At 63.9% G+C, this 23339-nt stretch carries 15 protein-coding genes; 7 read left to right on the plus strand and 8 right to left on the minus strand.

Features of this window, described 5'->3' with window-relative positions:
* Nucleotides 1-387 precede the first annotated feature (387 nt).
* Nucleotides 388-1569: a bifunctional sugar-1-phosphate nucleotidylyltransferase/acetyltransferase gene (gene glmU / locus MUH00_RS21570; protein WP_247004904.1), complete on the plus strand. Its 1182-nt coding sequence runs from the start codon at nt 388-390 to the stop codon at nt 1567-1569.
* A gap of 423 nt (nt 1570-1992) precedes the next feature.
* Here glmU and glmS read toward each other — a convergent pair whose 3' ends face one another.
* Nucleotides 1993-3807, minus strand: coding sequence for a glutamine--fructose-6-phosphate transaminase (isomerizing) (gene glmS / locus MUH00_RS21575; protein ID WP_247004907.1), 1815 nt, complete (start codon nt 3805-3807; stop codon nt 1993-1995).
* Nucleotides 3808-4992: 1185 nt separating this feature from the next.
* On the opposite strand from glmS, the gene MUH00_RS21580 reads away from it, so the two are divergent.
* The gene (locus tag MUH00_RS21580) at nt 4993-5175 is read left to right on the plus strand and encodes a DUF5786 family protein (RefSeq protein ID WP_247004908.1); all 183 of its coding nucleotides are present in this window, start codon (nt 4993-4995) and stop codon (nt 5173-5175) included.
* 96 nt (nt 5176-5271) lie between these two features.
* On the opposite strand, the gene MUH00_RS21585 is transcribed toward MUH00_RS21580, so the two are convergent.
* The 6 genes from MUH00_RS21585 to MUH00_RS21610 form a co-directional block, all read right to left on the minus strand.
* The gene (locus tag MUH00_RS21585; protein WP_247004910.1) at nt 5272-5985 is read right to left on the minus strand and encodes a helix-turn-helix domain-containing protein; all 714 of its coding nucleotides are present in this window, start codon (nt 5983-5985) and stop codon (nt 5272-5274) included.
* Between the two features lie 451 nt (nt 5986-6436).
* Nucleotides 6437-9595: a bacterio-opsin activator domain-containing protein gene (locus tag MUH00_RS21590; RefSeq protein ID WP_247004912.1), complete on the minus strand. Its 3159-nt coding sequence runs from the start codon at nt 9593-9595 to the stop codon at nt 6437-6439.
* Between the two features lie 359 nt (nt 9596-9954).
* Nucleotides 9955-10383: a universal stress protein gene (locus tag MUH00_RS21595; protein WP_247004914.1), complete on the minus strand. Its 429-nt coding sequence runs from the start codon at nt 10381-10383 to the stop codon at nt 9955-9957.
* A 188-nt stretch (nt 10384-10571) separates the two neighbouring features.
* A complete protein-coding gene (locus tag MUH00_RS21600; RefSeq protein ID WP_247004916.1) occupies nt 10572-11276 on the minus strand; it encodes a cytochrome c biogenesis CcdA family protein in 705 nt (234 codons plus the stop codon).
* Nucleotides 11276-11878: a TlpA family protein disulfide reductase gene (locus tag MUH00_RS21605; RefSeq protein WP_247004918.1), complete on the minus strand. Its 603-nt coding sequence runs from the start codon at nt 11876-11878 to the stop codon at nt 11276-11278. The genes MUH00_RS21600 and MUH00_RS21605 overlap by 1 nt, the downstream gene beginning before the upstream one ends.
* Nucleotides 11879-11880: 2 nt before the next feature.
* Nucleotides 11881-12756: an SCO family protein gene (locus MUH00_RS21610; RefSeq protein WP_247004920.1), complete on the minus strand. Its 876-nt coding sequence runs from the start codon at nt 12754-12756 to the stop codon at nt 11881-11883.
* Nucleotides 12757-12957: 201 nt separating this feature from the next.
* Here MUH00_RS21610 and MUH00_RS21615 point away from each other — a divergent pair, with 201 nt between their 5' ends.
* Together MUH00_RS21615 and MUH00_RS21620 are read left to right on the plus strand one after the other, a co-directional pair.
* Nucleotides 12958-14121: an iron transporter gene (locus MUH00_RS21615; protein ID WP_247004922.1), complete on the plus strand. Its 1164-nt coding sequence runs from the start codon at nt 12958-12960 to the stop codon at nt 14119-14121.
* Nucleotides 14122-16536: 2415 nt separating this feature from the next.
* The gene (locus tag MUH00_RS21620; protein ID WP_247004923.1) at nt 16537-17757 is read left to right on the plus strand and encodes a Cdc6/Cdc18 family protein; all 1221 of its coding nucleotides are present in this window, start codon (nt 16537-16539) and stop codon (nt 17755-17757) included.
* A gap of 945 nt (nt 17758-18702) precedes the next feature.
* Here MUH00_RS21620 and MUH00_RS21625 read toward each other — a convergent pair.
* Nucleotides 18703-19866 (minus strand): M24 family metallopeptidase, encoded by a 1164-nt coding sequence (locus MUH00_RS21625; RefSeq protein ID WP_247004924.1) that lies wholly within the window; start codon nt 19864-19866, stop codon nt 18703-18705.
* Nucleotides 19867-20133: 267 nt separating this feature from the next.
* Between MUH00_RS21625 and MUH00_RS21630 the strand changes: the two genes are divergently transcribed.
* From MUH00_RS21630 to MUH00_RS21640, 3 genes are all read left to right on the plus strand, one after another.
* Nucleotides 20134-21840, plus strand: a complete 1707-nt coding sequence (locus MUH00_RS21630; protein WP_247005022.1) for an alpha,alpha-trehalose-phosphate synthase (UDP-forming) — start codon at nt 20134-20136, stop codon at nt 21838-21840.
* A gap of 3 nt (nt 21841-21843) precedes the next feature.
* Nucleotides 21844-22695 carry a trehalose-phosphatase gene (gene otsB / locus MUH00_RS21635; RefSeq protein WP_247004925.1) on the plus strand — a complete coding sequence of 284 codons (852 nt, stop codon included), beginning with the start codon at nt 21844-21846 and terminating at the stop codon, nt 22693-22695.
* 192 nt (nt 22696-22887) lie between these two features.
* On the plus strand, nt 22888-23238 hold the full coding sequence (locus tag MUH00_RS21640; RefSeq protein WP_247004926.1) for a winged helix-turn-helix domain-containing protein: 351 nt from the start codon (nt 22888-22890) through the stop codon (nt 23236-23238).
* Nucleotides 23239-23339 lie beyond the last annotated feature (101 nt).

Consider the following 23339-nt stretch of genomic DNA (forward strand, 5'->3'; position numbering starts at 1 on the left):
TCGTACCGTTACGTTCTCTCTCCGGGGAAATTCAATATTTACGACCGGTTAGTTTCGGTTTTACCCGTCGAATAGCCGCGCTCTCCGGGGGCGAGATCGAGACGAAAGCCGCCGGAACCGGCGCCGAATCGAGACCGCCCGTCCCCGGCTGCGCCACCGTCGGGAACCGGGAGTCGGTCGGACGGATGCGAGCGTCGACAGGACACTCGGCGGGGCGGTGTGATCGGTCCGCGTCCGGGATCGGCTGTTGGACGCATCGACAAGCCCTCGAGAACTCACTGACCGGAGATCGTGCCACTTCGTGACGGCGTGTATCCCACCCCTGAAGGGCAGGATTTTCGCCTATTTAGCCCATAATAATCCCGCCGATCGGAGAAGTTACTCGACATGCAAGCCGTCGTTCTCGCGGCCGGAGAAGGGACCCGGATCAGACCGCTCTCCGCATCAGTGCCGAAGCCGATGCTCCCGGTGGCCGACCGACCGCTCGTCGCCCACACCGTCGACGCGGCCGTCGACGCCGGCGCGGACGAGATCGTCCTCGTGGTCGGCTACGAGGCGGCGACGGTCGAGGCGTACTTCGGCGACGAGTACCGGGGCGTTCCCGTCGCGTACGCCGAACAGACTGAACAGGCCGGAACGGCCGACGCGGTCAACGCGGCTCGCGACCACCTCGACGGGCCTTTCGCCGTCTTGAACGGCGATAACCTGTACGATCCGGCTGCGGTCGCGCGGCTGTTCGACGCCCGTCCGGCGGTCTGCGCCGTCGAGGTCGAGGATCCGCGCAACTACGGCGTGCTCAGCACGAGCGACGGCACCGTCACGGAAATCGTCGAAAAACCGGACGACCCGCCGACGAACCTCGCCAACGCCGGCGCTTACGCGTTCCCGGAGCGAGCGGCCGAGTGGCTCGACGTTCCCCGGAGCGAACGCGGCGAACGCGAGATCACGGACGTGCTCGCGACCGTGATCGAGCAGTTCGCCGTCACGCCGGTCATCCTCGATCGGTGGCTCGACGTGGGCCGGCCGTGGGAACTGCTCGAAGCGAACGAGTGGAAACTCGCGACGTTGGACCGGCATATCGACGGCGAGGTGAGCGACGACGCGAACCTGACGGGCAACGTCGTGGTCGAGCCGGGGGCGACGGTAAAACCGGGCGCCGTGATCGAGGGGCCGGTACTGATTCGGTCGGGCGCCACGGTCGGGCCGAACGCGTACGTCCGCGGGGCGACGTTGATCGATCGAAACGCGTCGGTCGGGAACGCCGTCGAAGTCAAGAATAGCGTTCTCTCGGCGGACGCGGCGGTGAATCACCTGTCGTACGTCGGCGACAGCGTGCTCGGCCGCGACGTCAACTTCGGTGCGGGGACGACCGTCGCCAACCTCCGGCACGACGACGCGGACGTTCGGCTCACGGTGAAAGGGGATCGCGTCTCGACCGGGCGGCGAAAGTTCGGCGTCGTCGTCGGCGACGGGGTCAAAACCGGGATCGACACGAGCCTCGCACCGGGAGTGAAACTCGGCACCGGAGTGACGACGCGACCGGGAGAAGTCGTCGAACGGGACCGGTAGCCGGCGCCGAGTCGACCGGCAGCCGCGGCCGAGCCCGGCTGACCGCGATTGATTCTCCATCGCGGTTCTCGCTGCAATCGATCGCCTGGAGAGCCCCGGCCGTACATATCACGTGTGGGCTTTATACGTCGAGGGGTAGCTATCGAACCCGGAGGGAATCGATCGGGATTTCAGTACGAATCGATCGTCACGGCCCTCCACGGACGGTTTCGACGTCGTTCGAGTGCGGGTCACCGGTTGACGCCGTTCGGACCGGGACGATGGGGGTGGTCCCGGGTCCATCGGCGTCGTCGACTCGCACTCGAATCCGATCGTCTCGAGCGTTCTTCGAACATCGACCACGGCGGCACCCGCCGGGTGGAACCGCAGCGACCGAACTCCGAGTCGAGACGATGGAAAAAGAAGGGGTCGACGCCGAGCCGGTCACTCCACGGTGACGCTTTTCGCGAGGTTACGCGGCTTGTCGATCGGCCGATCGAGGAGGTCGGCGGCGTGGTACGAGACGAGCTGGAGTTGCACGTTCGCGAGCAACCCGGCGAGGTCCGGCTCGGTGTTCGGGATCCAGAGGTGCTCGTCCGCCACGTCGGCCGCCCGGTGGTCGTCCGGACAGACCGCGACGACGGGCGCGCCCCGGGTCTGCGCTTCCTCGGCGTTTTTGAGCGTCTTCTCGTCTTCGTCGCCGGTAAAGATCGCGAACACCGGCGTCTTGGGAGTCACGAGCGCGAGCGGACCGTGTTTGAGTTCCCCGGAGGCGAACCCCTCGGCGTGCTCGTAGGTGATTTCCTTGAACTTCAACGCACCCTCGAGCGCGACCGGGAACCCGAGCCCGCGGCCGATGAAGAAGTACGACTCGCTGTCCTCGTACCGCTGGGCGATCCGATCGGCCGTTGACGTCTCCAGGACGCGTTCGACCCGGTCGGGGATCGACGCGAGCTCCGGGAGCAGCGACTCCAGGTCCGCCGCGGATTCGCCGCGAACGTCCCTGGCGATGCGATCGCCCAACAGCGTGAGCATGACCGCCTGCGACGAGAACGTCTTGGTCGCCGCGACGCCGATCTCCGGCCCGGCCCGGATGAAGAGCGCATCGTCGGCTTCGCGAGCGGCGGTCGATCCCACGACGTTGGAGACGGTGACCGTGTTCGCGCCCTCCCGGTTCGCTCGTCGGAGGGCATTCAGCGTGTCCGCCGTCTCTCCGCTCTGGGTGACCGCGATCACCAGCGTGTTCTCGTCGATCGGCGGCGCGGCCACGCTGTACTCGTTCGCGAGCAGCGCGGTCGATCGGACGCCGGCCTGGTTCAAGAAGAGCGACCCGTACAGGGCCGCGTGGTACGACGTTCCGCAGGCGACGAGCTGGACCGCCTCGATCCCCTCGAAGGTTCCGGGGTCGAAATCCGAGAGAGCGATGCGGCCGTTCTCGGGGTCGATGCGGCCCTCGATCGCCTGCGCCAGCGCGGTGGGCTGCTCGTGAATCTCCTTGAGCATGAAGTGGTCGAACTCGCCCTTGCCGGCCTGTTCGGGATCCCAGTCGACCGTCTCGGACTCCCGCGCGATGGGGTTCCCCTCGAGATCGGTGAACTCGACGCCCTCCTCGTCGACGATCACGACGTCGCCGTCCTCGAGGTAGACGACGGTTTCGGTGTACTCGAGGAAGGCGGGGACGTCGCTTGCGAGGAAGTACTCGCCGTCCTCCATGCCGACGACGAGCGGCGAGCCCTGTCGCGCCGCGTACAGAACGTGTTCGCCCGAACACATCGCGGTGACGGCGTAACTTCCCTCGAGTTCGTCGATCGCTCGTCGAAACGCCGTCTCGTTCTCGTACCCCTCGTCGAGATAGTACTGGATGAGATGCGGGATAACCTCGGTATCGGTATCGCTGGTGAACTCGTACCCCCGCTTGGCCAGCCGCGCTTTCAATTCCGCGTAGTTCTCGATGATCCCGTTGTGAACGACCGCGACGTCCTGGGTCCCGTCGGTGTGGGGATGAGCGTTTTCGTCGGTCGGCGGCCCGTGCGTGCTCCATCTGGTGTGGCCGATGCCGACCGCTCCGTCGAGCGATCGGTCGGCGATCGTCTCTTTGAGTTCCTCGACCTTGCCCGAGCGCTTCTGGACGGCGATGCCGGAACCGTTTTGCACGGCGACGCCGGCCGAGTCGTATCCCCGGTACTCGAGGTTCTCGAGGCCCGTCAGGAGCGTTTCGATAGCGTTTCCGTCGCCCACTCGGCCGATAATTCCACACATCGACGATTCACCCCACGCTCGATCCCGTTCTCGGGTCGGGAGCCATCGACGGTGGTTGCGGACGCGGACGGCCACCGGACGGTCGCCGACGTCGAACGGTCACCCGCGATGATCGTGTTCGTATCATGGTCAGTTGCTGGTCCGTGTCGACTGTTCGAGACGACGAACGGGGCACGGACATGCTACAGTCCAGATTCCACGAATCCATTACTATAGACGGGCTACCAGTTCCAGTAGTATCGGAGTAATGCGGCCGGTACGTTCCGATGCCGTGACGGTTCCGGGAAAAACACAATTCTACGTTCACGCACGTTTCCGGACCGAATGTTCAATTACGAACCGGTTCGATCGAAGGACAGGAGTTCTACGCGAGTATATCCGGGGTATGTACAGGCAAAATGAAGAGGCCGTTCGTCGAGTCAGACGACGGCGACGGCTACTCGACCGGTATGTCCAAAAAACGCCGTATCGAACCTCCGGCGAGAGACGCACTATGATCGGCCGTCCGGCGGGTGGCAACCTAATTTTTGGAAATTATGAGAGAAAAAGACCAAAGGCAGTGGCTTATCTCCATCTTTTATCGTTCGATCGTGAAAATGAGGATGTCTGATTCAGTATTCAATGCTGATCGAGCATGCCACCACCTGTCATATCACCGTCATTCTACGGTTTCGCCGCTCCGAGCCCGGTCGTCCGATGGGGCCGTCCGCCGGCGAGCCGCGTCGCGACTGCGTAGCGCGTCGAGCTCACCGGCACCGACGTGACGGAGCCAGCTCCACTCGTCAATTCGGCCGCAGACGCGTCTCGACTGTTCCAAACTTCACGGGCGTCAATCGAATTCGCTGGTACGATCGAATGCCCGAAGCGATCGTACACGGCGGCTTCGCTCGAGCACGCACCGCGAATACCGGCGGATGGAACGGGTACTACGCACGGGTGGCGATCGCCGAAGGGGAGAACACGGTTCTGACGGTTGACGATGACTTCGAACGATTCGACGCGTTCGCTACCGAAGTCAGTCTCTCGCTCGGCGGATTTCGCGAACGAAGCGGATTTCTCGGAATCCGACTCCGCCGATCGGCGGTGGAACGAAATAGCACACGCCGTGTGAATCGTATCGCGCGATCGGATCGCAGAGATGTGTCGAACCGCCACGCCTTTGGCGGTCCCGCCACCATAGTGCGTATGGGTTTTGGTAGCTACGACGAATCCGAACAGCAACAACGGACCCGGAACGCCGACGACGTGGAAGCCGTCAACGTCCACGAGAACGATCACGACGGCCAGATGTCGTTCGAATCCGATCTCTCAACCGACGAACTCGTTTCCAAACTCGGTTCGATGAAAGACGACGAGTCGAGCGACTGAGACGAGCGAAAACGCAGCCGCATTGGCTCGAGTTCCCTCGTTTCGGGTTCGACTCGGCGCGTTCGACACTCGATTTTCCGCCGCGCGGCGGAGCGACTACGTCGAGGAGAGCGACGATCCGCAGAGCTTCCCGATCGCCCTGCGAAGCCGCTGTGAGACCGCCGACTTGGAGACCCCGAGTCGCTCGGCGAGTTCGTCCTGCGAGATTCCCCTCGGCACCTCGAAGTATCCCTCTTCGTGGGCGACGGCGAGCAATTCCTGCTGTTTGTCCGTCAGCGCGATCACGCCGTCGTCCTCGTCGTCGGACACGCGCAGATGCTCGACCGAGACGGAGACGTCGCGGGCTCGGCAGTGCTCGTTGAATTCGACGAGCGCGTCCCGCGTCGGGAACCGAAGCTGGACGAGCCAGCCGTCGCGGGAGCTGGTACACTCGAGCAGCCGACCGTCTACCGCCGCCGTCCCTGAGACGATCGGTACCACGCGGTCGGCGAGGGCGGCCCGGTAGACCCGCCTGTTCGGATAGCGATCGACCAATACCGGGTCGAAGATCGTCGGATCCATCGCGAGCGCGTTTTCGAACTCCTCACCGGCGCCGAACGCGGTGAAAAAGACCAGCGTCCGGCCGGTATCGACCGTCGTCCAGTACTCCGGTTCGATAGTCACGTCCGGCGCCCGGCGTAGCGTCGGCCGCAAGAAGAGATCCGGATGGTCGACGCGGAGCTGTGCGATGATCCCGCCTTCGGCGAGAGAGCGGACGCCGGACCGCTCGCCGGTCAGACCGCGATCGGCGTCAACGACGTCGATGCTCACAGGGAAATCCGCCGTCCGGACGGACGACCGAAGTAACACGGACTTACCGCGGACTCGCTCATTAAATGGCCAATTAGACCGGGACTACAAGGTCGTAGACGCTATACAGCAAACCAGTCGCCATCTCGACATCAATATTGATTCACCCGTCCAATCAACTGAACTAACCATCAGGAATAAAAGAGCGATAATACCCGTGATAAATGGTTCGTTACCGGACCTACAGGGCCGATACTCGGTCGATACGCGTCGGACGCGATCGCCCGGCGAGCCCAAACGCGCGGAAGTAATAGCTCGTTACCCGTCGGAAACGGCGGGTAGCTGCGAGCGACGGTCACCGTCGCCTCGAACGATCCGATCGGTCGGGCTTCAGTCGATCGGTCGACCGGAATCCGGTCAATCGGTTGGAATCCGCCGGTTCGTTCGAACCTCGGTCGCTCGAGCCCCGAACTCAGCCGGGGTCGAGATCCACCTGATCGAGATACTCTTCGAACAGGAGTTCGAACAGTTTCTGCTGTGCGAGCCTGATGTGACGGCTGAACGTCGGCTGCGAGACGCCGAGCGAAGAGGCGACCTCCTCGCCGGTGCTCTCTCGCGGCCACTCGAAGAACCCGCCGTAATAGGCCGTTTCCAGCGTTCTGAGCTGTCGTTCGGAGAGGCGATCGCGGAACTCGACGTCGAATGCCCGCGCCGATCGCGCCGATCGGTCCTCTTCCCTACGGGCGACCAGTTCGGTGCCGGGGTACGCCCGATCCAGCATCCCGACGAACGACCGCACCTCGACGGTACTCGAGAGTTCGATCACGAGTCTGACGCGGTCGTCGACGGGCGTGATCGAGCGCAACACGGCACCGTGGTCGGCGAGCATTCCCGCGACCGTCTCGCTCGCACAGACCAGCTCGTACAGCGGTTCGTCGCCGTCGTCGCCGAGGGTTCGAACCGAATCGATCGCGTCGGCACCGGCCGCCACTTCGCGGACGATCTCCTCGTCTGCGTCTGGGACAGTGCAGTACAGCGTCGATCCGCCCGACGATCGCGGCACGACCGCGCGCACGTCGATCCGCTCGCCGATCCGGGTGGCGATCGACGACAGCGGCTCCGAGTCGTCGCGGAAGACGACCTCGAGTTCCGTCGCGCTATCGGACACCAGCGCCCGCTTTCGTTCGATCGCCCCGACGGCGAACCCGGCGACCGTCGCGAGGTGCTCGACAATCGCTTGCATCCGGTCGTCGAACACCTCGCCGTTTTCCGCATAGACCGTAACCGTCCCGACGGTGAAGTCATCGTACGCGAGGGGAACGCTCAGCGCGGCCCGGAATCCGCTGTCCGAAGCGAGTCTGCGCCATCCCGATCGATCGGCGTCGACGTTCTCGACGAACGTCGGCTCCCGGGTCGCGGCGGTTCGCCCCGTTGGGTCGTCCGCCGTCGGGTCGACGGCTATCGACAGCGAATCGAGGAATTCGCCGTCTCGTCCGGCCCACGTCCGCGGCGTGACCTCGTCGCTTCCGACGTCGACGTCGCCGACCCAGGCCAACTCGATCGACCCCTCCTCGGCCGCGTCGAGCGAGACGAGTCCCTCCGCGAGCCGTCGTTCGACGGCGTCGCGGGTGTCCGCGCGAAGCAGGTCGCGGACGAGTTCACGAGCCCGATCGATACGGGAGACGATCGATTCGAGCCGCGATCGGTCCCGGTCGACCTCGCGGCGACGGGCCGCCGTCGCCAGCAGGTCCACGCCGATCGCGCCGAGGGTCGCACACGATTCGATCGGCGCCGGGTCGAGTCCGTCGAAGGCCATCGGGTCCGTACTGGTCGCGAGGACCACCCCGCGATCGGCGACCGGCGCCGAGAGAATTCGCTCCGCGCGGATCCCGGCCCGCGAGAGGAACGGTTCCATCGGTTCGCGATCGTACACGCCGACCTCGTCGGGCGCGACGACGGTTTCCAGTAGCTCGTCGTCCACCTCGATCGACGGGAGTCCGCCGTCGTACGCCGCCGTCGACGTCGCGACCGCCGCCGGCCGCAACAGTCCATCTTCGATCCGGTACCAGGCGACCACGTCCGCCTCGGCGAACGTTCGCACGGCTTCCACAACGGCGCGGCGGACGGTCGACTGCGTCTCGGCCTCCCGGATAGCCGAAATCAGTCCTTCCAGGGTAGAGACGGCCGCGGCCGGCGATCGACGGCGGTCCCGGACGACGCAGAGCGTCCGGTCACGATCCGTCTCGTCGTCATCGAGCGGGGTCACGAAGACGTCGACCGGGCGGCCGTCGTCTCCGTCGTCGATCGTTCCCGTCACCGGGTCCATCCACCTGACGAACGGGGCCGATGCTCGCTCTCGAATCGCCGCCGCCAGCTCCGCGTCGAACAGGTCGGCGACGTCGCCGCCGACGAGCGTTCGTCGGTCGGTCAACGCGAAGAGCGCGGGGTTCGCGAACGCGATCGTCTCGCCGTCGAGCACGGCGATCCCGTCGTCCAACGAGTCGACGATCCCCTCGAGAAGAGCGAGTCGGTCCCGATCGGCCGTCGTCCGATCGGCGGCCCGTTCGGACGCGCGAACCGTCAGCCCCGACTCCGAGGGATGGACGGCGACTTCGAGGGGGCCGTCGACCCCCGGATAGGTCGTCTCGAACCGGACGACTTCGCCTGACGTATCGGCCTCGCGAAACCGCTCGGAGAACGTCGCCCGAACCGAATCGGGGACCAGCTCCCAGACGACCGTTCCCGGTTCCGGTTGGGGACCGACGAACAGCGCGTCCGCCGCCTCGTTGGCGACGCGAAGCTCCCAGTGCGGGCCGATCGCGAACATCGCGTCCTCGAGGCGGTCGATCGCTCCCTGAAAGACGTCGTCGGCTCCGGCGGCCGGGCCCGCGTCCGAGACCGTCACGACGATGCCCGCGACGGTCGGATCGGCGGTTCGATCGACCGCCGTGAGACCGTACACGTGCCAGGTTCCGTCCGCGTGGCCCACCCGCAGCGTCGCGGTCGCCGTCGCGCCGGTCGGTCCCGCCGCCGCATCCGCGATCAGCTCTCGGGCGCGGTCCCGGTCCTCGGGGTGAACCAACCTGAAGAACGTCGTTCGTTCGAGTTCCGCCGGCGTGTATCCCATCCGATCGTCGACCGCCGCGCTGACGTAGTCGATCGTCCCGTCGTCGTCGAGCACCCAGACGAGGGCGATCGAACTCTCGAGGACGGCACGGTAGCGGCGATCGGCGCGCGTCGACGCGAGTCGGTAGCGTTCGGCCGCATTTCGAACGCGCGAACTGACGAGGGGATCCGGATCGTCGGTCCCGACGACGTCCGACGCGCCGGCTTCGAGCGCGCGAGCCGCCGACTCAGTGATGGCGACGATCGGGAGTTCGGGGACTCGATCGCGGATCCGTTCGAGCGCCGATTCGGCGTTGGCGTCGGGCGGATCGAAGCCGCAGACGACGCAGTCGACGGTCGACTCTTCCAGGCGCTCGAGAGCGTCGTCGACGGTCGATTCCCGGACGACCGACTCCGGTTCGAACGCCGCCGAGAGCGTCGCCGCCGTCGCGTCGATCGGCTCGGTGTCACCGACGACGAGAACGTACGGCAGGTCGCCGACGGCGGTCGCGGCTCCGTCGCTCATCGGACTGCTCTACCTCGCGATCGCTCGTCCGCCGTCCGATCGGCCGTCGAACGGCCGAGCGCCGTTGCTATCGGTATCGTCAATTTCGTCGTATTCGTTGTATTCGTCGTCTTCGTTGCCCTCGTCGCACTCGGCGAGTTATCCGCCGGAGACACCCACGGGTGGCGCTCCACGACTCGTCGCCGTTTCACGACCCATTGCTTCCGGCACCCGATCCAGACGGACACGGTAGCCGAAATACCCTTCGCAATCCGTTAACTATCGGTTCCGTATCGGTCGGTAGCACGGGATTACGACCGCGACTGCCACCGTCGTTGTTGCTACCGTTGTCACGTCGCCACCGGTCCGCTGGCGATCGATCACTCGTCGGTTCGATCTCGAACCGTAACTACCGGAACCGGCGCGTGGCGCACGACCTCCTCGGCGACGCTCCCGACGACGAGGTGATCGAGTCCGGTCCGACCGCTCGTCCCCACGACGATCATGTCGATCTGGTTCGCCTCCGCGAACTCGACGATCTGCTCCTGGGGCACGCCGTCGCGAACGTTCGTCGTCACCTCGACGTTCCTCTCGGTCGCGACTTCCGCGGCCCGATCGACCGCCGCCGCCGCTTTTTCGTCGCGGTCGGAGCGGAGTTTATCGCTCTTGTCCGCGCTGTGGGGGCCCTCGTCGGTGACCGAGAGAACGTGCAGGGTCGCGTCGAGTCGATCCGCGAGCGCGATGGCGTGGTCGGTCGCCTGGCGAGCACCGTCACTGTCGTCCGTCGCGAGCAGCAGATCCTGGTACATCGGTTGCCTTCGGATTCGACGTCCGAAAGGATACGTCCCGGACCTGCGGCTGCCGGGCCCTGGCGCGCTTCGATCACGACGCGATCGCCATTCGACTGGACGGCTACATCGGAACCTGGAGGGGGACGCCTGACGCCGGAAGCGACACTATACCGGCCCGACGCGCTCGGAATCGAGCCGAATCGGCCTCACAGCACGTCCAAGACGAATATCGCCAAATACAGCTGTCCGAGACCCGCGACGACCATGATGCCACCGGCGATCCGTTCGAGCGTATCGCTGTAGGCGACGAGCTTCCCCGCACTCGCCGTGATCCCCATCCCGGCCGCAACCGTCAACGAAACCATGAGCAGAACGACGCTTCCGACGTAGGTCCCGAGGACGAGGATGCCCGTCGACGGGTGCATCGACAGCGCTCGAGCGATCACGCCGACGAAAAGCGGCGCGACGCAGCCGGCGCCGGCGAGCGCGTATCCAGCGCCGAAAACCCCGAAACCGAGGACGCTCGATCGGCGCTTCGGAAGCGCGAACGACAGCGAAGGCGCGCGATCGAACACGACGAGCATGCCGAAAACGAGCAGGAGCATCCCGGCGATCGGTTCGAAGAGAGTGATGTTCGACAGCGTTGCGTGTCCGACCCAGAACGCGGCGCCGAAGAGCGCGAGAAAGGTCAGGAGAACGCCGACTCCGGCGATCAGGCCGCGACTGACGGCGCCCCCGAGAGATGCGTCCTGGCCGTCCGTCTGGCTCACGTAATACCCGACGTATCCGGGTAGCAACGGGTACGCGCACGGTGAAAAGAAGGTCACGACGCCGGCCGTGAGCGCGAACGCGATCGAGGTCAGTACCGACGGATCGGCCCCGATCGACGGCGAGAACGCCCCCGCGACCATTACGTATCGGCCTCGGAGTCCCCGTCCGCTTTGATCGCCTGTTCGATTCCCGTGACGAGTTCGTCCGCCGACTTGATCCCAGAGTCACCCCACCGAACCGTTCCGCTGGCGTCGATCGCGACCGCGGACGGATAGCCGCCCTGCCAGTATCGGGCCGTCAGTTCGGCCCGCGAATCGAGGCCGAGCGTCCAGTTTCCGCCGTGGTCGTCCCACCAGTCGACGAGTTCGGCCTCGGAGATCGATCGGTTCTCGCCGATCGACTCGCTCGTGACCGAAACGAACAGGACCTCGTCGCCGATTCGATCGTTCGCCTCGGCGAGGGCGGGCATCTGCTTGACGCAGGGCGGACACCACGTCCCGAAGATGTCGACAAACGTCGGGCGATCCGGCGCGGGAACGAGCACCGTGCCGGCTTCGCTCCCCGGCGCGTCGACCGTCTCGATCTCGATCGGCTCGTCACCGGTGTTTTCGGACGTATCTCCCTCGGTCGACCCCGACGCGGGGTCGTCCCCGATCGACGGAAATCCGAACGCTGCGATAGCTCCGCCACCGACGACCACGCCCGCGCTGCCGATCCCGGCGAGGACGTCTCGGCGGCGCATCGCTATCCCTCCACCACCCGCCTGGTGTCCTCGACGATCGTTTCGACGCTGACCGCCTCGCGATCGTCGAACGCGTTCGGATACGCTCGCTCGACGATCCCGTCCTCGTTGACGAGCATGATCAGGTTGTAGTGAGTGAACGTGTACTCGCCGTGGTCGTGGGTTTGGTGGTCAGTCTCGTTCCCCGCGTTGTCTTCGTGGCTCTCGTTCCCGGCTTGACCCTCGTGACTCTCGTTCCCCGCGTGCTCGCCGTCGCTTTCGTTCCCCGCGTGGTCTCCGTGGCCCTCGTCGCCGCTGTTGCTCTCCTCGCTGCTGTCAGTCTTCGCACCGTCGCTGCTCGCGGGCAGTTCCTCGACCTGCTTGATCGGCATGCCGAAGTCCTCCTCGAGGAGTTGCTTGGCCGCTTCGTTACTCTCGGGTCGCAGGAAGTGCCAGTTACCCGCCTCGAGATCGACACCTTGCTCGTGGGCGTACTGTTCGATCGCCTCCGGCGTATCTCGATCGGGATCGAACGTCATCGCGAGCAATCCCACGTCGTCCTCGTACCCCCGCTGGGCGGCGTCCTCCTGGACGCGGCGGAGCCGCAAGAGCAGCGCCGGACAGGCGCCGTTCGGACAGGAAGTGAAGAAGTACGTCATCAAAAACGCCCGCTCGCCGACGAAGTCCTCGAGCGAAACGGTTTCGCCGGTCAGCGGATCCGGTAGCGAAAAGGACGGGAACTCCTCCCCGTGAACTGAGTGTGATGGATCGCCGCGGTTCTCCTCCGGAGGGTCGAGCACTGTCTCGTCGGAGCCGACGCCGAATGCGTCGCCGAGACATCCGGCGAGGCCGGCGACACCGGCAGCCCCGATCGATCGTAGATACGTCCGCCGTTCCATACGTAGAATGCGGGAGTCCGTGATCAAATGTCCGTTGGTTCGGTTCCCGAACGGCGTCGTTCGGCAGTATTCGCAGCGATCGCCCGATTCGGCGGTGTTCGACGCGATCGCCCGGTTCGATGGTGTTCGCAGCGATCGATCGAGGCCTGCGACACCGACGAATCGACAGGCGTTTCGCCGTCCGTCTCGAACCCTCGGATGATGCACCGTCGGGGATTTCTCCGTGGATCGGCCGTCGCGATCGGCGCGGGATTCGCTGGCTGTCTCGAGCGACTCGGTTTCGAAGAGCGATCCGCCTGGTCGAATCCGCCGCTCGTCGAAGATCGACCCGACGCCGTCTACCTGCCCGCAGGGAGCGAAGGAATGGGCAGTTACGGGAGTGCGCACAAAGGTGATTACGCCCTCGAGGTGACCTACACGATTCCACACCGGTTCTGGATTCCGGGCGAGGGCGGGAGCATGGTCGACGTTGAAACCGACGACAGCCTCCACCTCATGTTCACGCCGTGGGACGTCGAGACGGACACCGTCCTTCCGGTGGACATGCAGCTCGAAATCCTCCGGGACGACGAGCCGATCGACGGCGTCGGTAGCTCGCCGTGGCCCATGCTCTCCCAGCGGATGGGCTTTCACTACGGTGACAACGTTCCCCTCCCCGAAGCGGGGAATTACACGGCGCGCGTTCGTCTCGGTCCCGTCGGCGCCGCTCGAACCGGAGCGTTGGAGGGGCGTCTCGACTCCGCCGAGACGCTCTCGGTTGAATTCGACTTCGACCCGGCCCACGTCCACGACATCGATATCGAACCGATTGACGAGGATCGCCGCGGCGAACCCGGTGCGCTTCCGCTTATGACACACGGCGATCACGGCGACGGCGACCACGGCGACGGCGGTCACGGTGACGGTGAACACGATGGTCACGACGATCACGAACACGCCGGCGGGAAGCACGATCCCGGACCCGCGCCGACGTCTCGTGGGCCGCCGGTCGACGAACTCTCGGGCGACGTACTCGGGGGCAAGCGGAGTGCGGACGCAAAATTGTTCGCCGTGCTGACCGACGGCGATCGGTTTACCGACGAGCCGTCGTATCTGGCCGTGCTTCCGCGAACGCCGTACAACGATGTCATTCTGCCGTTTACCGCCCTGAGCGTGCGGATCGAGCGAGGAGGGACCGCCCTCCTCGAAACGCCGCTTGTCGAAACGCTGGACCACGAGTTCGGTCACCACTACGGGACCGGAACCGAGCGGCTCGAACGCGGCGACGAGATCACGATTACCGTCGATTCGCCGCCTCAGGTGTCGCGTCACGATGGATACGAAACCGCATTTTTCGACTTCGAAGACGTGACGTACACCGTGTGAACTCGGACGAGAAACCCGCCGTTGTGAAAGGAACCGCGCTGGTAACGGGTGTTCGAGAGATCGATTTTCTACAGACGCGCGACAGTGACCGTAGTGAAAGCGAACCTCACGGTAGCGAAATCGCCCGATCGAACAGTGAGAGTAGCCGAACTGTGAACGCAGCGCCGTCGAACGGTGCTCGTCGATCGGTAAGCGTAGTATCCGCCGATCGTAGTACCCGCCGATCGGTAACCGGAGGTGAACCTCAAGACGGAATTCTCGCGGTGGAGGAGACGAGGAACGGAAGTAGACTGTCGGGGGCGAACTCGGGACGTCGAGAGCGAAGTAGGTGGCGGATTAAGCGATTCGTCGATCGGTTTCAGGGGAGAAATCGCGTCGTTCCGGACGGCGAGCGACGAGAGATCTGCCGGGTGAATACCGTACGCTTACTATAACTATTGGGGGACCACGACTACGTTGGGGACATGTCTCGTGCGAACCGATCAGGGGTTGACATTGGATGTCCAGAATGTGACACCATTGTTAACACTGCCGTCCCGCCCGGCCCGGGTATTAACGTCGACGGGGATACCCACAGACTCCAGGGAAAGGATACGCAGTGCCACAACTGTGGTCACGAACTCGAACTATACTATTATTGAACTCAGCACTTATTAACACCTGTACTAGTATTGATCCACTATGGAGAACTTCAGAGTTGTACTAGGAAGAACTCCGTAGAGCGGAAGTTATCGACAGCGAGGGACGATCCCGACGGCCGATTGGACGCCTCCGACAGCGTGTCGATCGTCTGCGTGCCGCCGATCGATCGATACACTGGATTCAGCTACCTACCGGATTCAGCTACCGAAGTCTAGCAGTGGAGCCCCTCGACATCGGCGGCCCGAAATCCAGTGATCCTGGCTCGACCGATTCCTGGCGTCCGACCACACCGGGTTTCCGGTGAATCGGACCGCTTTACCCACCAGAGACCCGTCGCCGTAGCTTCGATACCACTGGAGCTTCGATGCCGCTATAGATTCGGTGACGTTGTAGATTCGTCGCCGCCGATCGCCGCCGTCGCGTTTCGAGAGGGACTGGATTGCGATCGGAGACGACTGCACTCGCACACCCGGTTTCCGGTGAAGACATGGGTGGGCCGGTGACATCCCACACCGTATTTCCGGTGAAAATGCTTGTAGAGTGAGCTGGTGAGGGGTGAAAACGTCGCGAATTCCTCGGAGAAATACGCGAACGCGCTACTCGATGCGAAGATCGATGGTACTGACGGTACGACGATCGACGGTGCTGACGCCGGCGAACGCTCCACTGGTGTTGACGAACGCTCGATCGGCTCATGGTAGATCAGAGAAGGAGAGCCTCCAGTAGAGACACACCGTATTTCCGGTGAACGCCGCATTTTCGACGTGAAACGCCGACCAATAACGGCGGTCACACACACACACACCAAGTTTCCGGTGAAACCAGGAAAGGGATCTCTCTTGGAGAGGATAGTGAGAGCGGAGTGAGGCGATGAGGGCGAACTCTCCGGAAAACGAAGACGGCGTCTGAAAAAGATGAAGGGGTCTGAAAGAGGAGGGGCCAAAAGCACAGGAAAAATAGAGAAAGCCGGAACAGGAGTGCTGGAAGGGGGTGATCGGACCTATTGAATGATCGAATCGAACTGAAGACGGAATGCCCTTCGAACGGAAGACACGCACACCGGGTTTCCGGTGAAACACGTGAACACAGCAACGCGTGACCGCAGAACGATGAGGTGATCTACTGGTCATGGGCGGCTCCTGACCGGTCCTAACCGCGGTATGACCGGTTTCAACCATGGTACTGGCTGCGAACGCCACCGATCGTAACACCGGTCAGCCATTGCGCACAGTCATAGTCAACACTAAATACTAGCAGCGCAAAAAGTCCATTGAGTAGATCGACAAAAAGAAAGTCGACTCTGTCGACAGCTGTCTTCACCGGAAATCGCCTTGTCTACTCAAGCAAAAGATCACCTCGAATTAGCCTCCCCGCACTGGTTTCCCGAATCGATCGCTCGGTAGACCGCTTCTTTGAATCTTTCTTTGGACCGTTTTGGGGCCCAATTGAGCCGATTGTAGAGTTCGATCGAACCGATCACAGAGTTCGGTTGAGTCATCCCTCTAGCATCTGTGTTGATCCTCGAACGATCTGATCGGCCCACACCGCATTTCCGGTGAACCGCAACCCCCGCTTCAACTGCACCATCCCCACCTTCACCCCCATTTCACCGGAAACTCGGTGTGTGTGTCCTCCACTTCTCCCATCGCCGATCGAAACGCCTCCAGTCTTCTCGAGAAGCCATCTCTCGGGTGAATTTCACCTGCTCACCGGTTCCGGAGTTTCGATACCAAACAGTAAAGACGTTTCACCGGAAACGTGGTGTCTACAACTATGTCGAGTTCCGGCGACGATCTCTTCACTCGAGATGATCCGATATTCGAAAACAAGGAGCTGCTCGAGATCAATCATCTGCCCGAGGAAGGTCGCATCGTCGGCCGGGACGACGAGATCTCCGATCTCGCGAACGCGGTCAATCCGGCGATTTTCGGCCAGAGTCCGAGCAATCTGCTCATCTACGGGAAGACCGGGACCGGCAAATCCCTCTGTGCAAAGCACATTTCCGAGCGGCTCATCCGCGTGGCGAAAGAAGAGGGCGTCACCGCGGATTTCGCCTACGTCGACTGCGCTCAGGACAGCACCGAAACGCAGGCCGTCCAGACGATCGCGTACTCGCTGAACGATTCGGACGTCACCGACGTCAAGATTCCGGACAAGGGATTGAGTACGTCGACGTACTACAAACGGCTCTGGAACGTCCTCGATTCGCAGTACGATGTCGTCCTGATAATCCTGGATGAGGTCGACAAACTCGACGACGACGACATTCTGATGCAACTCTCGCGGGCGGGCGAGGCGGGCAAACTCGACCACTGCAAGATCGGCGTCATCGGAATCAGTAACAAGATCAAGTACAAGGATCGAATGGACGAGCGGGTCAAATCGAGCCTCTGCGAGCGGGAGTTCGTCTTTCCGCCGTACGACGCGAATCAGCTCCGAGACATCATGGAGGCGCGCAGCGATGCGTTCAAAGACGGCGTACTCGATCCGTCAGTAATTCCTCGCGCGGCCGCGCTCGCCGCGCGGGAACACGGGGACGCGCGGAAGGCGATCGACATCCTCCGGTACGCCGGGGAGATCGCCCAGTCGAACGGCAGCGATCGCGTTCGCGAGGAGTTCGTCGTTCAGGCGCGGGAACGGGCCGAGACGGATCGGTTCCGGGAGCTCATCCGCGGTTCGACGCCACACTCCCGGTACGTGTTGCAGGCACTGGCCGTGCTCTCGCTGAACACCCCGAACGAGGACGGCTTCAGGACGACGCGCATCTACGACGTGTACGAGGAGATCTGTCGGCAGGAGGGGTCGGATTCACTTTCCCTCCGTCGCGTTCGTGACCTCCTGAAGGAACACGCGTTCCTCGACATTATCGAACAGTCCCGTCAGAGCGGCGGCAGCGCGGAGGGCAGCTACACCGAGCACCAACTTCTCGAAGATCCGGACGTCGTTCGGAAAGTCCTGGTGGAGACGGTCCAATCCGAACCCGCCGATTCGTGACCTCACGTTCGTGACCCCACGGCCTACGTGTTCGACTTGCAATCAATATTTCCTCTCGTGTTTGCTACTCGTTCTATACCCGGTCGTGTCCTCACTCCCCCTTCGTATCCTCGCTTCCCGTTACCGACGGTCTTTGCGCGACCTGTCCTCCGATCGTCGACAAGATCTCTCGCTTCGCGATGTCGACGACTCCTGCTCCGCGATCCGAGTTCGTTCACCAGAAACCCGGTGTCCCGAAGCCGTCCACGGATGCCGGTTTCACCAGAAATTCGGTGAAGGCGGTCGATTTGTGACGTAGTCGTCCGCATTCGCGCTCGAGCGGAGCCAGTGCCGGTGAGGTCATCGGAAACCCGGTGTGCGATCCGCCGGTTTTCATCGGAAGCCCGGTGTCCCGCCGTCGTGTGGATGCCGAACGGACGGTCCCGTCGCAACCGACGAGGAGACGGCTTCGTTGTAGTCGAAGAGGAGATGCCTTCGTTGTAGCCGATACGAGTCTTCGTCGTAGCCGACGAGTAGACGTCTTTGTTGCGGCTGGCGAAGAGACGGTCTCATCGCAGTCGTCGATCGCCCGTCGAATCGCCGTGTTCCCGATAGGCCGATCGTCGATCCGATCGGGGATCGGTCAGTCGGTATTCTATGCGGACTAACTACTGATTCCAAATAGAATCGATAGAATTTCGACACGATCGCTGCCGATCTATTTGAGGCCCGAATGCGTCGCGACGTCCGGGCTCGGCTGGCACGTTTCACCGGAAGTCCGGTGTCTCACTTCACACCACGTGTCGGATCGGTGAGGTTCGGCGAACTGGACGATACTGGGCGTCGATTCCCGAGTGTCGGTGATCGGTGATGGCTGGTGTCGTCGTCGATCGGTGATGACCGGTATCGTTTACCGGAACGACCGCTCGATCGGCGGGATTTCACCGGAAAGGCGGTGTCCCGGAATCAGGGCGCGTCGAACCGATCGCCGGTTTTCCATCCTCGGGGAGAGTCGTTCAATCGGTCGGCCCCGTCGTCGGTGACGACGACGAGGTCTTCGATTCTGACGCCGAACGCTCCGTCCAGGTAGATCCCCGGTTCGACGCTGAACACCATCCCAGGTTCGAGTTCGCGATCCGTACCGGCGGCGATGTACGGCGGTTCGTGAACTTCCAGTCCGACGCCGTGGCCCGTCCGGTGGATGAAGGCGTCAGCGTAGCCGGCGTCGTCGATCACGTCACGCGCTACCCGATCGATCTCCGCGGCCGCGACACCGGGTTCGACGGCGTCGACGGCTGCCTCCTGTGCGTCGCGGACGATCTCGTGTACGTGTTCGAACTCGGCCGACGGCTCGCCGACGACGACGGTTCGGGTTTGATCGCTCGGATACCGCCCCGTTCCGTCTTCGAGGTCGGCTGAAGCGGTCGTTCCGAAGTCCAGAACGATCGGGTCGCCGGGTTCGATCCGTCGCTGACCGCCGTGGTGGTGGGGAGATGCGCCGTTGGGTCCGGAGGCGACGATCGTCTCGAACGCGGGCTCGTCGCCGCCTTCAGCCGTCAGTAGTCGGTCGATCTCGGCGGCGAGTTCCGCCTCGGTCAGTCCCACGAGGTCGCGTCCCCGCGATCGGACGGCGACCGAGACCCGATCGGCGATGGCGCCGGCCCGCTCGAGCGCGTCGAGTTCGACGTCGTCCTTCTTGAGCCGAAGCGGTTCGATCGCGGCGCTCGCGAGTCCGAACTCGGCACGGGGAAGCGCGGACCGGAGATCCTGCGTGAACGTCGCCCACATCCGATCGTCGACGAGGACCGTCGGCGGCTCGCCGGACGCCTCGTCGAATCCCAGATCCGAGACGGTTCGCTCGAGCACGGCGAGGGGCTCCTCGTCGTCGTCCCAGAGCCGGAGTTCGTCGATCGGGCACCGATCGAGCTGGGCTTCGTACATCGTCGGCGCGAGAAGGACCGTCGGTCCATCCGTGGGCACGAAGAGCAGCAGGTGCCGCTCCGAGGGCGATTCGTCGAAGCCGACGAGGTACGTGAGGTTGGGGCTCGGAAAACAGACGGCCAGGTCGGCGTCGACGGCGGCGAGTCGCCGTCGGGTCGCGGCCAGCCGGGACTCGAACACGGATCTCATACCGGCGATTCGGCCGGTCGAGAAATGAACGTTTCGTGGGCGGCGCACCGACGTCGAGCGCCGTCCCGTCATCGAGCCCCGAAGTGGCATCAGGTGCCGCGGCGACGTGGGAACCGCGCGTAACTACAACGGCCGGTGCGCACAACTACAACGGCCGGTACACGGCTGATATCGGGCACTGCAACGGCCGGTACGGGGAGGTAGTAAATCCTCCCGGCGCCTGCAGGCCGCGAACCAACCCGCGATGAGGCTGTCTTGATGCAGCGAATGGTATTTCCCGAGGAGCGGTCGTCGTCGCCGACTCGTCCCTGGCAGTGCCGAATCGAAGAGAACGGCCGATCCGTCGTCGATACGCAGCTCGACGAATCGGTCTGTCCGGGATCGCTGATCGTCGTCTCGAACCGACAGCCGTACCGACACGAGTACGATGAGGCGACGGATCACGGGTCGACGGCGGCGGAACGGGAATCGGAACAGTCGGCGGACGGCACGATCGGAACGGGGTCGCTCGACGATCGGTCGATCACCGTCGACGAACCGACCGGCGGGTTGACCGCCGGTCTCGATCCCGTGATTCAGCACGTCGAGGGGACCTGGATCGCGTGGGGCGACGGCGACGCGGACTTCGCCGTCACGGACGATCGAAACTGCGTCGCGGTTCCGCCCGACGCCGAAGCGTACACGTTGCATCGAATCGACCTCTCGGAGGACGCCGTCGAGGCCTACTATCGCGGGTTCAGCAACCGGGTGCTCTGGCCGCTGTGCCACGAGTTTCCCGACCTCGTCGAACATCGGGACTCCGATTTCGAGTGGTATCGAACCGTCAACCAACGGTTCGCGGACGCGGCCGTCGAGCACGCGTCGGCCGACTCGGTGATCTGGCTGCAGGACTATCACTTCGCGCTCGCGTCGCAAGCAATTCGACGGGCGGCCCCCGACTCGGTGACCATCGCCCAGTTCTGGCACATCCCGTGGCCGCCGGCGGACACGTTCCGTCACTGCCCCGCGGGGAAGCCGATCCTCGAGGGCCTACTCGGTAACGATCTTCTCGGCTTCCACGTCGATCGGTACGTTGACGCCTTCCTCGAGTGCGCGGATCGATTCCTGCCGGCGGCCGACGTCGATCGGGAAACGAGAACCGTCCGTCACGACGGGTCGACGACTCGCGTCGTCGCGACGCCGATGGGCGTCCACGCCGACTCGTACGCGCGGAACGCTCGATCGGCGTCGGTGGATCTCGGATCGACGTTCGAGGAGGCGGCGATTCCCCGCGGCTGCGCCGTCGGACTCGGGGTCGATCGCCTCGATTATTCGAAGGGGATTCCCGAACGGTTCGCCGCGATCGAGCGGTTCTTCGAACGGCATCCCGGGTGGCGCGGCGAGTTCACGTTCGTCCAGAAAGCGACGCCGTCGCGGACCGAGATCGAGACGTACCAGCAGTACGGCGAGTTCGTCCGGAGCGAGGCGGATCGGATCAACCGGCGGTTCGCCCGTCCCGACTGGCAGCCGATCGTCTACATCGAGGAGTACATCTCGAACGAAACCCTCGCCGGGCTGTACCGCCACTCGGACGTCATGGTGGTGAGCGCGTTGCGCGACGGGATGAACCTGGTCGCACAGGAGTACGTCGCCGCGAGCATCGACGGGAACAGCTGTCTGCTCTTGAGCGACAGAACCGGTGTCCACGATCGACTCGGATCGCACGCGCTCACGATCGATCCGACCGACACCGAAGGGGTGGTCGACCAGCTCGAACGGGCGCTGACGATGCCGCCGCACGAACGACAGTACCGGATGAACGCGCTTCGGTCCCGCGTCTTCGACGGCGATCTCGAATCGTGGATGGGAACGCAGTTCGACTGGATCCGGCGCGTGCACGCGGACGGCGCGAGGGAGCGCACCGACGCGGCTCTCGACCGGGAGCGGAACCGAGATCACGATCGCGACTCGCACGAACCCACGCCCCCGGTATAACCGATGTCGGAACGGACGCCACCTGCCCTCGTCTGGGAGCAGCGCGATCGGATCCGAGAGCGGCTTCGCGGCGCCTCCGAACTGCTCGTCTGTCTGGACTTCGACGGGACGCTCGCACCGATCGTCGAGGATCCGGACGAGGCGACGCCGCGGCCGGAAAACGAGGCGGCGGTCGAGCGACTCGCCGCCCACCCGGCGATCACGACCGCGATTGTCAGCGGCCGTGCGCTCGCGGACGTCCGCGAGCGAATCGACGGGCCGTCGATCTACGCGGGGAACCACGGGCTCGAACTCGAGCGCGAGGGGTCGGTCGCCGTGCATCCGGTCGCCCGGTCCCGCGCGAATCGCCTTGCGGCCGTCACCTCGGCCCTCGAAGAACTGGCTTCGACGGTGCCGAGCTGTCGGGTGGAGAACAAGCGGCTGACGGGAACGGTCCACGTTCGATCCGTCCCCGAGGCGGCCCGACCGCTACTCCGCCGTCGAACCCGCGAGATCGTCGATCGGATCGGCGGCGACGATCTCGAGATCTCGACCGGAAAACGGATTCTGGAGATCGAACCCGCCGTTCCCTGGGGAAAGGGGAACGCGGTCGAGTTACTCGAGACCGATCGCTCCGCCGGTGTGCGGTCGATCTACGTCGGCGACGACGTCACCGACGAGTCAGCGTTTCGGGCCGTCGAGCCGGAGGGCGTCGGAGTCCGAGTCGGGGGAGACGATCCGTCCGTCGCCTCGGCGCGAGTGGAATCCCCGTCCGCGGTCGGCGGGCTCCTTCGGTGGATCGAATCGATCGCCGACGAGGTAGTCGACGATCCGCCGACCCCCTCGAATCCGCCGGCGCTCCCAAGGTCGACGTAGCGGACGTCGAGTCCGGGATTCGGATTCCACTCCTGCCGACGCAAGTTGACAAATCCGGTGCTTTTCCGCCGGTAGTTGTCATTCCTATCACAACTTCCACCGATCGACGACAGCAGCGGCACGATCGAGGCGGTAAGATTCGAAAGTATTAGTCAGTGCTGGATATATAGTGAGATAGGAGCGTGACAGCAAGTGAAATTACGCCAGCCAACTGATTTCCTGATCCTCGAAGAGCTCGAGGACAAGGGTCGAAACGTCGCGACGAATCTGGCCGAACACACGGGTAAGAGCCGAAAGAACATCAATACGAGATTACCGGTCCTCGAGGATTACGGACTCGTCCGGAAGATCGGCCCCGCGGAGCGGTCCGGACTGTACGAGATCACCTCTCTCGGGAAGGCGGCGATCGTCTACCGGGACCAGTACGACGAGGTCGACGACTTCGAGACGCTCATCGAGGGTCCCAACGCCGGGTCCGCGAACGGCGGGGACCAGCAGCGGAGCTTCGCACGCGGCGAAGACGAACGGAGCGAAGAGCAGTAACGACGCTCGCGATCGATTCGTACCGACGGTACCAGCGTCCGGTCGTCGCGAGGATCGAGTGTACGGCCGTCACGTGGGCCAGCGCGCGGCTGCCGCGGGAA

The sequence above is a fragment of the Halosolutus gelatinilyticus genome, from assembly GCF_023028105.1.
Taxonomy (GTDB): Archaea; Halobacteriota; Halobacteria; order Halobacteriales; family Natrialbaceae; genus Halosolutus; species Halosolutus gelatinilyticus.